Origin of the sequence: Richelia intracellularis HH01 (assembly GCF_000350105.1) — a bacterium.
GTDB classification, from domain to species: Bacteria; Cyanobacteriota; Cyanobacteriia; order Cyanobacteriales; family Nostocaceae; genus Richelia; species Richelia intracellularis.
Genome location: NZ_CAIY01000044.1, coordinates 329,113 through 340,968, shown reverse-complemented (window position 1 = coordinate 340,968; position 11,856 = coordinate 329,113). Strand labels below are relative to the sequence as shown.

The 11,856-nt window shown below is 34.6% G+C and carries 8 protein-coding genes; 4 read left to right on the top strand and 4 right to left on the bottom strand.

The genetic code is table 11. The features are described from left to right. Positions 1-64 precede the first annotated feature (64 nt). Both RINTHH_RS05960 and RINTHH_RS05955 read left to right on the top strand, forming a co-directional pair. Positions 65-751 carry a TIGR04283 family arsenosugar biosynthesis glycosyltransferase gene (locus RINTHH_RS05960; protein ID WP_196794894.1) on the top strand — a complete coding sequence of 229 codons (687 nt, stop codon included), beginning with the start codon at positions 65-67 and terminating at the stop codon, positions 749-751. 358 nt (positions 752-1,109) lie between these two features. Next, on the top strand, positions 1,110-2,291 hold the full coding sequence (locus RINTHH_RS05955; RefSeq protein WP_008234185.1) for a GNAT family N-acetyltransferase: 1,182 nt from the start codon (positions 1,110-1,112) through the stop codon (positions 2,289-2,291). A 991-nt stretch (positions 2,292-3,282) separates the two neighbouring features. On the opposite strand, the gene frr is transcribed toward RINTHH_RS05955, so the two are convergent. Both frr and pyrH read right to left on the bottom strand, forming a co-directional pair. Further along, on the bottom strand, positions 3,283-3,831 hold the full coding sequence (gene frr, locus RINTHH_RS05950; RefSeq protein ID WP_008234183.1) for a ribosome recycling factor: 549 nt from the start codon (positions 3,829-3,831) through the stop codon (positions 3,283-3,285). Then, positions 3,818-4,546, bottom strand: coding sequence for a UMP kinase (gene pyrH, locus RINTHH_RS05945; protein WP_008234181.1), 729 nt, complete (start codon positions 4,544-4,546; stop codon positions 3,818-3,820). Before pyrH ends, frr begins: the two co-directional genes overlap by 14 nt. Before the next feature lie 1,388 nt (positions 4,547-5,934). On the opposite strand from pyrH, the gene RINTHH_RS05940 reads away from it, so the two are divergent. After that, positions 5,935-6,828 (top strand): alpha/beta fold hydrolase, encoded by an 894-nt coding sequence (locus RINTHH_RS05940; protein WP_008234178.1) that lies wholly within the window; start codon positions 5,935-5,937, stop codon positions 6,826-6,828. A gap of 201 nt (positions 6,829-7,029) precedes the next feature. On the opposite strand, the gene RINTHH_RS05935 is transcribed toward RINTHH_RS05940, so the two are convergent. Further along, the gene (locus RINTHH_RS05935) at positions 7,030-8,424 is read right to left on the bottom strand and encodes an LCP family protein (protein WP_008234177.1); all 1,395 of its coding nucleotides are present in this window, start codon (positions 8,422-8,424) and stop codon (positions 7,030-7,032) included. Positions 8,425-9,351: 927 nt separating this feature from the next. Here RINTHH_RS05935 and RINTHH_RS05930 point away from each other — a divergent pair. Then, positions 9,352-10,539: an AI-2E family transporter gene (locus tag RINTHH_RS05930; RefSeq protein ID WP_008234174.1), complete on the top strand. Its 1,188-nt coding sequence runs from the start codon at positions 9,352-9,354 to the stop codon at positions 10,537-10,539. 232 nt (positions 10,540-10,771) lie between these two features. Here the strand turns inward: RINTHH_RS05930 and galE are convergent, their stop codons facing one another. Beyond that, positions 10,772-11,788 carry a UDP-glucose 4-epimerase GalE gene (gene galE, locus RINTHH_RS05925; RefSeq protein WP_044304731.1) on the bottom strand — a complete coding sequence of 339 codons (1,017 nt, stop codon included), beginning with the start codon at positions 11,786-11,788 and terminating at the stop codon, positions 10,772-10,774. Positions 11,789-11,856: the final 68 nt, after the last annotated feature.

Here is an 11,856-nt window from a genome sequence, read left to right as displayed (position 1 = left end):
TTAATATAATGATTTTACTCATTAGAATGACAGGATTATCATTTGAGTGTGTTACCATATTGGTATCAAAACAGTGAAGATTTCTATTATTATTCCTACCCTCAATGAGGTAGAACACATAAAGTCAACTCTTACTACCATCAAAGATAGCCAAAATGTAGAATTAATAGTTGTTGATGGTGGTTCTGGTGATGGAACTATTGAGTTAATACAAAACTTAGGATTGCCACTAATTATTTCTCCCCCCGGACGCGCAATCCAAATGAATACAGGAGCTTTAGCTTCAACTGGGGACATTCTGTTGTTTCTTCATGCAGACACTCATTTGCCTCCTAAATTTGATACTATGATTCGTCAAACCTTGGTAAAGCCAGGTGTAGTTGCAGGAGCATTCAGTCTGAAAATAGATTCAGAATTGCCAAGTTTACGTTTGGTTGAGAGAGGAGTAAGTTGGCGATCACAACTTTGGCAAATGCCCTATGGAGATCAAGCAATATTTATAAAAAGGGGAGTTTTTCAGGCTGTTGGTGGGTTTCCAAATATACCAATAATGGAAGATTTTGAGTTGATCTGCCATTTAAAATGCCGAGGTTCAATTGTCACATTGCAAGTACCAGTAGTAACATCCGCAAGGCGTTGGTTAAAAATGGGAGTTTGGCAAACGACTTTAATGAACCAAGTTATTATTATTGCTTACTCTCTTGGTATTTCCCCTATTCGGATTCGCAATTGGTATAGTTGGAAAAATTAGTTTAATTTTAAGTCAAATTGAAGGCCTAATAATTAGGGTATATTTGGACACTGTATTCCTAGTGAATTATTTCTTTTTATCGAATCTAATAGATGGGAATAATATTATCTATTGGATTGAGGACTTTATCTATGGACGAGATGGAAAGTTTTGCGATATTCTTACAATTATTCACAGATGTTTAAAAAAACTAAGTATATTTTCAGGCAAAATCCTTATTGGTACTTGCTACTATTTTGATTAGAATGCAATGACGGTATTTTCAAGCAATATCAAAGTACCATTAGATGAAGCTATCCATAGCTTGAATCAACACCAATGCCTATACAACCTAACATATTACTTAAAATGAACTGCAATGGTGGAAAAAGTCAAGTCCAATTACTCTGTCACTTGGTCACAGAAAATTGCTGAAATTCCCCAATCTGCATGGGATGAATTAGCAGTTCCTCTAAAAACTCCATTTCTAGAGTGGGAGTGGTTGAATAACTTAGAAATTTCCAGTAGCGTGCTTGCAAAGTATGGCTGGTTACCCAATCACCTAGTCATATGGCAGGGGCATAACCTAATTGCTGCAGCTCCATTATACCTTAAGGGTCATAGTTATGGTGAGTTTGTTTTTGACCATCAATGGGCTGATTTAGCAGAACTATTGGAGATCAATTACTATCCCAAACTTTTGGGAATGACTCCTTTTACACCAGTAGAAGGTTATCGTTTCTTAATTTCACCAGCAGAAGATGAAGCAGAAATTACAGCAATGATGTTGTATGAAATTGATCGTTTCTGCATCAAATATCAATTAAGTGGCTGCCATTTTTTATTTGTTGACCCTGAATGGAAACCACTAATAGAAATTCAGGGTTTTGCCTCTTGGTTACATCACAGCTATATCTGGAAGAATTTAGGATTCAACAGATTCAATGATTATCTATCAATATTCAATTCAAGCCAGCGCCGAAATATCAAACGCGAACGTAAGGCTATAGTAGAGAAAGGCATACAAATGCAATTTCTAACTGGTGATCATATTACTAATGACCTATTAAGGTTAATGTATGATTTCTATGCTGACACATGTGATAAGTTTGGTGGGTGGGGTAGTAAGTATCTAACCAAAAGATTTTTTGAGCTTCTATATAACTATCGTCATAGGGTAATACTAATAGCAGCCTATGATGAAAATAATAAGCATAAACCTATAGGGATGTCTTTTTGCTTATACAAGAGTGAGTACCTCTATGGGCGTTACTGGGGTAGTTGTGAAGATATAAATAATCTACATTTTGATGTTTGTTACTATGCACCAATTGAGTGGGCAATTACCAATAAAATACAAATTTTTGATCCTGGTGCAGGTGGTAAGCATAAAAAACGCAGAGGATTTCCGGCAAAACCCAACCATAGTTTACATCGTTTTTATAATAATTATTTACATGATATACTCTGTGCTCAGATTCGCAAAGTTAATGAGTTGGAACAACAGGAAATAATAGAAATAAACTCAAACTTACCCTTTAGTAAAAATTTTGATGGTTAATAATACCCAGCTTGTTCTCAATTAAACAATACATTAATTGCCTTTTTGTTTACTTATCCACCTACTTCAGGTACTAAGTAACTCTTAGTATATCCGGCAATATTTCCATATTTTAACTATAAATTACTATATATAATTTGGGGTGTAGAGTTGATTTTCATAGCCTTTTAGACAATGCTGGGAAAATGATAGGCTGCTCCAGCGAATTCTTTTTTTCCGAGCTATATCATCATCTCGCCTTATTAGTTATTACCTGGGTCTTGCTTCAAAGTATTTGTATTCCCGGGAAGATTATTACAGACTACTTCTGCTGTGAAGTAGTTAAACACATAATCTACCTTCTCTACTAGAAGAGCATGGGCTACATATGGCTTTTTATCGTTATTACATGACCATAATACTGAATAAATATTTATATTATTTAAGCTAGATTTATCATCATATTTATCTAATATCTTTCTGATATCCTAGGGACTTTCTATTAAGAAAAGCACTAATACAAATGTAATGACCATACAAAATTAAAAATGGTCAATAACATGTGCTTGGATATTTAATTCCTACTTAATTAAGATATATATATAAATAAGTATAGTGTTATCCACATGTGAGAAGGCAAAAATAATAAGTAGAAAAGATTATTTATTAGTAATAAACTTTATCTTTAAAAGATGTCTTCATATAATTCAGAGATTTTGTAAACGAAAGAAAAAATAACTGATTATTATGGATCAAAGTAACCATAATTTTCTTAAACACTTTTTACTTAGACCCATATTTTAGATGTATTTTTCATGTTTGTATATTTCTTTTTATTGGAATTTAAGCTTGATAGTTTATGGAATAGCTAGTCTTTTATGAAAAAATAAAAAACTGTCACGAGGTTTAAATTCATAACAGCTTATATTTTTATAGATAGACTTCAAATCTCCTAGATTAGGATAAAAAAACTAAGGATTTAACCCAAACCTTTATTCTGCTAGACAAATAATTAAACAGTGGTAATATCTTTTTCTTTTTCTATCAGCAATTCATCTATTTTGGCAGTATACTTGCTTGTCAATTTTTGCAGATTGTCTTGTTTATCTCGGGATTCATCCTTAGATATTTCGGAATTTTTTTCTTGTTTGCGAATATACTCCATTGTATCACGTCGAATATTACGAATACTAACCTTACCTTCTTCAGCATACTTGGCAGCTAATTTCACTAACTCTTTACGGCGATCACTAGTCAGGGGGGGGATATTTAACCTAATCACAGAACCATCGTTGCTGGGGGTTAAACCAACATCTGACATGGAAATTGCCTTTTCAACCAGATTCATGATTCCCCTATCATAGGGTTGAATAATGATTGTACTTGCATCAGGAGTACTAATATTTGTTAATGACTTTAAAGGCGTAGGTGCACCGTAATAATCCACCATTACCTTGTCTAAAAGACTGGCATTGGCACGACCCGTGCGAATAGTGTTGAAAGACCGTTGAGTTGCTTCAATAGTCTTTTTCATAGTAATTTCAGCTTCAGATAATTTCACAGGAACCTCCAACAAGGGTGCCGATCGCTTCTCCCATAACCGCACGATGAATATTACCATGCACTGTTAGGTCAAAGACAAGAATGGGAATATTATTTTCTTTGCATAGGGCAATTGCCGTACTATCCATAACCCTTAAATCTTGAGCTAAAACGTGGGCATAGGTCAAACTTTGATAGCGTTTAGCATCCTTATAAATTTCTGGATCAGCATCATATATGCCATCTACTTTAGTTGCCTTAAAAATTACCTCCGCATCAATTTCTGCTGCTCGCAAAGCTGCAGTGGTATCAGTAGTAAAAAATGGATTTCCTGAGCCTGCACCGAAAATGACCACCCGGGTTTTTTCCAAATGGCGAATTGCTCGACGGCGGATATAAGGTTCAGCTACCTCTTGCATGGCAATTGCCGTTTGGACTCTAGTTTGGACGCCTATTCTTTCTAGGGACTCCTGTAGAGTTAGGGCATTCATAACCGTGGCGATCATACCAATATAATCAGCAGTTGCTCTATCCATACCTGCTGATGCTGCCTTCATCCCACGAAAAATATTACCTCCACCAACCACGATTGCCATTTGCACACCGGTAGCTATGACTTCTGCTACCTCTCCAGCTATTTTTTTGACCACCTCTGAGTCAATTCCATAACTCATATTCCCCATTAAAGCTTCACCACTCAATTTCAGTAAAATCCGTCGGTAATGTGTTCTCATGAAGTTTAGCTCGATCAGAAAATTTGAAATTGCCTCCAATTTAAGATAGCAGTGAGGGTGCCTATATGTCTCTAAAAGAATTAAAGTGGCTGCCTTAAAGAAATGGCAGCCAACTGTTAAAGGCTGAGGTTCTTTGAAACAATTACCAATCCTTTACAATCGAAAAAACTATCATTAATTTGGCACAAATACTAGAAAAGCTAATTAAATGGAAATCCCATATTCTTACAAGGATAAATTTAATATACAATGTACAAATATAAGAATTATTATTTGAAAATATTATATTTTGGGTATTTGTATAGAGTCAATTTAAGAAAGAAAATTGTGATCATAAAGGATGATATTTTTTGTAGTCTAAATTAGACTTTTAACATAAACAAATAATATACCAAGGGAAATATAAGGTTGAAGTCATAATCCATATAGTCTGTAATGATAAAACTAATGGGTTAAAAATATTCAACATTTTTATAAAAAGTACAGGATTAATACTTGGGGTAAAATAGACAAATTATCTAAGAATTGGTATGATGTGGAAAATAATATATAACTACAAAAAGCAAATTATACCTAATTTAGTTCGTAATATGTATATGCTATAAATATCTATTTTTAAGCACAAAATTTCATATTGTAATCATTTTTAGTTCTTTATAATATATATATTTTTTATGATATCTATTGGCTAGATGTTAATTATCTTCCATCATTTATATTAAAGATTGAAATTTAATTGGAATTAGTGGAAATTTAGTCAATATAAGAGCTGGGTTACCTTAAGAACATAATCTTTGGATGTAAAATATCTAAAGGTGAAGTACTCTTCCCTTGTACCAGGGACAACTGTTTTGTATTAGCATATGGTATAGAGATAAAGGCTTTTCAAGCTATTCCAATGGTAAAATCCATGACAGCGAATGTAAAATGATAAGGTAATCTACTGAGTTTGATAGAAAGCAGAAGAATATTAGTGCTAATGACTACTTAATTTGTTGTGCATCAATATCTATAATGGCAGTATTTCCCTATATTATTTTCATTCAAATTTTATACATGTGTCTATATATGCTTAAAAGACAATTTTCTTATGAAGAAAAATTTTAGTTTTTTTCAGGAGTAACTCTTATCACTAATTACAGAATTATTCTATAGGCAACTCTTGTAATGACTATTTAAATATCTCAATAGCTTAAAGACATTAACTTCTTTAATATATAACAACTCAAAAAAATTTTCCCTACAAAACACAAATTATATTCATTGATTTAGTTTTATAGCTGATGTAACAATTATGTATATGCCTGGAGTTCTAATTACCAAGTAAATTCTACTTCTGTTTAAGTCTGGTCTTTAAAAATTAATAAATCAACGACTTTGAATATATTATGGCTTCCTCTATTCCTACTAGTTTTCTAAGTTCTGCAAAAACTTGGAATTGGCAAGGGTTTAATATTTGTTATCAAAATCAAGGGATCACAGGACCATCTATACTTATGGTTCATGGCTTTGGAGCTTCCTGGAAACATTGGCGTAAAAATATACCTGTTCTAGCCAAAAACAGTCGAGTTTATGCCATTGACTTACTAGGATTTGGTGCTTCTGATAAACCCCAGCCTGGGAATAAGTTGAATTATACCTTTGATACATGGGGACAACAGATTACTGATTTTTGCCGAGAGGTTATTAGAGTCCCTGTATTTTTAGTAGGTAATTCAATTGGCTGTATTGTAGCGATGCAAGCAGCAGTAAATAATCCTGATTTAGTTTTAGGAGTAGCTTTAATCAATTGTTCCCTAAGACTAATGCATGACCATAAACGCAAGGATTTACCTCTTTTTTGGAGAATAGGAACACCATTATTACAAAAATTCTTAACTTTTAAGCCTTTAGGTAAATTTTTCTTCAAAAAAATTGCTAATCCCTCAACAATCAGAAATATTTTGTTCCAGGCTTATATACATCGTGAAGCAGTTACAGATGAGTTAGTAGAAATAATTGCTTCACCAGCAAGAGAGTATGGAGCTGCAGATGTATTTATTGCTTTTACAGGTTATTCTAGTGGTCCTTTGGCAGAAGATTTACTACCGCAATTAAAGTGCCCAGCAATTATATTATGGGGATCCGCTGATCCTTGGGAGCCCATCCATTTAGGTAGGAAATTAGCAGAATTTGCCCAAGTAAAAAAATTTATTTCCCTAGATGGAGTCGGACATTGTCCTCAAGATGAAGTTCCTGAATTAGTGAATCCAATTTTACAAGACTGGGTTCAGGGTTCATAGATAGGGTTTAATAAACACACCAGATTTCAATACAATTTGTTACTTCTATGTATGTTAGAATAACCAAGTTAAGCTCCCTGTTGTAAGAGTAAACACTATTTTTGTGAATTGTGGATATGCAAGTGGTTCTTCTAGCTCATGTAGGACTATAAATACTTTAAATTCTTATTAGAACTCAACTTGGTTATTCCAAAATTTCACTTATTCTAAATAATCCTGACCAACTTGTATACTGACATCGGAATTGAGATTGCCTGTACTTTCTACCCTAACTTCTCCTAGTTGCAAAGTATTACGAACCAATTTTGCACTATTTCTATCCCCTTGTTGGGCTACAATGCGAGTCATACCCAGAGGTAGTCCGAAGCTTTTTGCAAAGTAAATCCTACTATAGCCGGCTTTTTGTAACCTTTCAATTAAAGGGCGGAAGTTGATATTTTTACTACCTGTTTGATTCTGAATAGCAATTTTTAAAGTTTCTGGATGCGTTATTTGTGGGATTTTGTTAGATTCACTCCGAAAATACCAGCTCATCATTGCCGGTATTTTTCTGTGCTTTGGTAACCAGTAACTGGCATTATATTCCCTTGGATTACTAAAATACCCAGGAAGCATTAACATTTGCATATTAGAACGATCAGTTCTAGCACCAAATCCTAACAACGTTAATATTTCTTCTAGGGTGAGATTGGTATCAATATTTTCCTTAATTACATTGAGAATTTGAGGTAGTCGCGTAAGAGTAACAGGATTCAGGCTTTGTTCGATTAAAGCACGCATTACTATTTGTTGTCGTTGAATACGGCCAATATCACCGAGTGCATCTCGACGGTAACGCAATAGCTGTAATGCTTGATTTCCATTAAGATGCTGTCTTCCAGCTTTTAAGTTAATATATAAGTGCTGGGAATTATCCTGATACTTCATATCTTTGGGCACATTAACTATTATACCCCCCAAAGCATTAATCAGTTTACCAACTCCCAAAACATTAATTCGAACATAGCGATCAATAGTCACTCCATTAAGAAGATTGCTTACTGTCCTTGCTGTTAAAGCAGGTCCACCTTCACGATTAGCAGAATTAATTTTCTTCATACCGTATCCTTCTATCAAAACACGAGTATCTCTTGGGATAGAGAGTACAACTAGTTTTTTGTTTTGTGGATCGAATCTAAGTAGAAGTATGACATCTGCAAGACCATCAAAGGAATTCAGTTGAGACAAATAGCCCAGTTTTTGTGTTTTTTCTGATGAGTATCTTACATCTGAAGTTAGGACACTCATACCCATGACCAGTATATTTACAGGACGAGTTAATTCGGAAAAACCCAGCCCACTCCCAGAAATACGATTTCCGTCAAATACTGCAGCTTCATCAGCACTGAGGCTTGTCTGCATTAATGGTTTACTGGTTAGGGATACTGCAAGCAATGCTCCTGTAGCAGCAGATAACAGGGCAATGCCAGCAACACCTAACCCGAACCACAGCCATTGGCCTGGCTGGTAATTTTGACTGTTTCGACTATGTTTATTGTTAGTAAGTGACACTTTGATCGTATCAGAATTGTTTACTGAGTTTCTATTTATAATCACTTGATCCCTTACACTTAAGTGTGAATTGGGATTAATCTGTTAACTAAAAGTGAATAAATCAAGTTATCATAGCTGTGTTTTATTTGACGCTGATAATTGTTCTACTTTTTTACTAATAACAATACATTTGTTTTGAGACACTATTTTATCTTTGAGTTTGCCTATTTTAAAACGTGTCCCATTTTCATTACTAAAATTTACATATTTGATAAGTATGGCAATATTAAACCAAATTTGGCTAAATTTATGACTTCATAAATTTAATTTTGGTAAAAGTATAATTGTAAACATTACTGAGAAATTACTAAATTAGGGTAAGCTAAAATACCGGTTTTGAAAATATTTATCGTTGAGCGAATCAGCGACCATAAGATAATCAGGAGTGAGAAAACCATTTAGGAGAATTAGATATAGTATAAACACTTTGAAAGTTTCAGCCGACCTACTTAAAAGCTTAATATCAGTGAACCTTTAACCTCTTACCAAAAGTAATAAATGGTTGGCTAATGGTTAATTGTTCAAGATTTTATTGACAAGGGCACGAATTCCACAGATATAGAAAAACCCAATGATATGAATTAAGGAATTGATAAATGGAGTTAATGTTTCTCATATGTTTTATCGTGACTTTTAATTTTAGGCTTGTAGGATTAAGACTTTAGTTTTATTAGAGATAATTGACTGTAATTTGTTTATAGGGTCTGGGCAAAAAAGCTTAAGTCCAGTTGCAAAGCCCTTATAGGCACTTTATAAAAGTATAAATCCTATATTCTATTCGCCTTAGTTATTCTCACATGGTAATAACAAGGATAAATACAGCCAGAATTACAATAGAATAATTTGAAGTTTTTGTTTGTTTTATACACTTTAGCTGCATGTCAGCTGAGTCACAATCTAATTTATTTTTATCCCCTATTCTGAATACAAATGCAGACAGACAAGCTCTTCGAGTGGTGGCAAATCCTCACTCCCACAGCAAAAATTAGCATGGGCGCATTGTTTGTTCCTTCTCTAGTTATCAACGGCTGGGCAATTTATGTGATTTTTGATTACTTTCATTCGCTAATTGCCATTTTAGTTGGTGCTTCCGTGTTAGCATTTCTACTTAACTATCCTGTAAGCTTCATGGAACGTCAAGGTGCAAAACGCCGACAAGTGGCAATTTTGGTGTTTTTACTAGCATTGTCAATTTTGTCGGCTTTGGGATTAACATTATTCCCTTTAGCTTTGACTGAAGCTCAACAGTTGGTAGTACGGTTACCAGAATTGATTGATTCTGGCCGCTCACAATTAATGAAGTTAAATGAAAGAGGAGAGATTTTAGGCCTACCTATTAATCTTGATGTCCTTGTCGCACAAATCAATGACCGCGTTAAAAGTCAATTACAATTGATCGCTGGACAAGTATTAAATCTTGCTGTAGTTACATTTACCAGTCTTCTGGACTTTCTATTAACGATGGTACTAACTTTTTACCTACTTCAACATGGGGATGATCTTTGGCAAAGTTTAGTACAGTGGCTACCAGGAAAGTTTCGTGACCCTTTTTCCCAGACTGTTCGTCTGAGTTTTCAGAATTTTTTTATAAGTCAGTTAATTTTAGCTGTTTGCATGGCATCGGCTCTGGTTTCTATATTTTTATGGCTTAAGGTTCCTTTTGGATTGCTGTTTGGCCTAACCATTGGGATAATGGCCTTAATCCCATTTGGAGGTTCTGTTGGTATTGCTATTACCACATCTTTAGTTGCTCTCCAGGATTTTTGGATGGGTATACGTGTATTAATGGCAGCAATTATTATTCAACAAATTCTAGAAAACTTAATAGCCCCTAGAATTCTTGGTAGTTTTACTGGTTTAAATCCTGTCTGGGTTCTTATTTCTGTGCTCGCAGGTGCCAGAGTAGGTGGTATTTTGGGAGTAATTGTTTCTGTTCCTACTGCTGTAGTAATTAAGACAGCTTTGATTGCTGTACGTCTTACCTACCTCAATAATGAAAACGATCAGAGTAGTATAATTAACTGTAATAATCAGTTAACCTCTCTCCCAGGACTACAAGATTTATCTGTCGCTGAACCAAGAAGTTCAGTAAATGTTTCAGAAGCAACCTCCAGCTAGAATTAAAGAGCCTGGATATTGGAAAAAGATATTATAATCCACCATCTTAAAAATTTGCTATTAAATTACCCAACCCTGATAATTCAAACCATCATGTGGTATACTTGTTAGTTCTAATTTGATGTTGTAAACCAAATTATCAGAGTCTTTACACTACCAGACTGTGACTTTTTAAAGCCTCCTGTTTGGGAGCATATAAAATTGCATTGCAAAAACTAAGTAGACTATTAATCTAAAACAATTGTGGCTTTGATGTGTGGCGTTTTTGATGCCATTGCCATGCATGACTAATAATATCTTGTAAAGAAGAATATTGCGGCTGCCAACCCAAAATATTTTTGGCTTTAGTAGCACTACCAACTAATATTGAAGGATCACCAGGACGGCGACCAGATTTTACAACTTTAATCTCCTTACCTGTAACTTTTTTAGCTGTTTCAATCACTTCATTAACGGAGAAACCATTGCCATTCCCAAGGTTAAACGTCTCACTTTTACCACCTTTGAGTAAATATTCCAATCCTAAAATATGAGCATCGGCTAAATCGCTGACGTGAATATAGTCGCGCACACAAGTTCCATCTTGCGTGGGATAGTTGCTGCCAAATATACGTATGGATTCTCTTATTCCTAGGGCTGTAAATAGCACCAAGGGAATCAGATGAGTTTCTGGATTGTGGTCTTCTCCTAAACGTCCTTCTGGATCAGCTCCAGCAGCATTGAAATAACGGAAACAGACAGATTTCAAATTATATGCGATATCAAAGTCATTCAGGATTCTTTCTACCACTAATTTAGTCATTCCATATGGGTTAATGGGATTTTGGGAGTGCCCTTCAATAATTGGAACGATATCTGGCACACCATAGATAGCACAGGTAGAAGAAAAAATAAACTTATTAATACCAGCACCAAGCATTGCCTCTAGCAAATTTAAGGTAGCAGCTACATTATTTTGATAGTACTTTGCTGGTTCCTTCATTGATTCTCCCACATAAGCATAGGCAGAAAAATGTATAACTGCATCGATGTTAAAAGTCTGAAGCAAATTATCTAATAAGGAACGGTCACTTATATCACCCACAACCATTTCTACTTGTAAAACATTTTTTACCAGATCCTGATGCCCATGGACCAAATTATCCAGCACTATTACCTCATATCCGGAATTTTTTAGAGCAAGAACTGTATGGGCACCAATGTATCCTGCCCCTCCAGTAACCAAAATGCTAGTTTTTACTGATGACATAAGTTTTACGTTTACAATTGTTACTTTCTCTCCATTGAGATTAATTTACTTGAAAACCATCAATCTGG

Coding starts and splice junctions, on each gene's coding strand:
- RINTHH_RS05955 (WP_008234185.1), top strand. CDS start 1,110: ATGGTGGAAAAAGTCAAGTCCAATTACTCTGTCACTTGGTCACAGAAA.
- galE (WP_044304731.1), bottom strand. CDS start 11,788: ATGTCATCAGTAAAAACTAGCATTTTGGTTACTGGAGGGGCAGGATAC.
- RINTHH_RS05940 (WP_008234178.1), top strand. CDS start 5,935: ATGGCTTCCTCTATTCCTACTAGTTTTCTAAGTTCTGCAAAAACTTGG.
- pyrH (WP_008234181.1), bottom strand. CDS start 4,546: ATGAGAACACATTACCGACGGATTTTACTGAAATTGAGTGGTGAAGCT.
- RINTHH_RS05930 (WP_008234174.1), top strand. CDS start 9,352: ATGCAGACAGACAAGCTCTTCGAGTGGTGGCAAATCCTCACTCCCACA.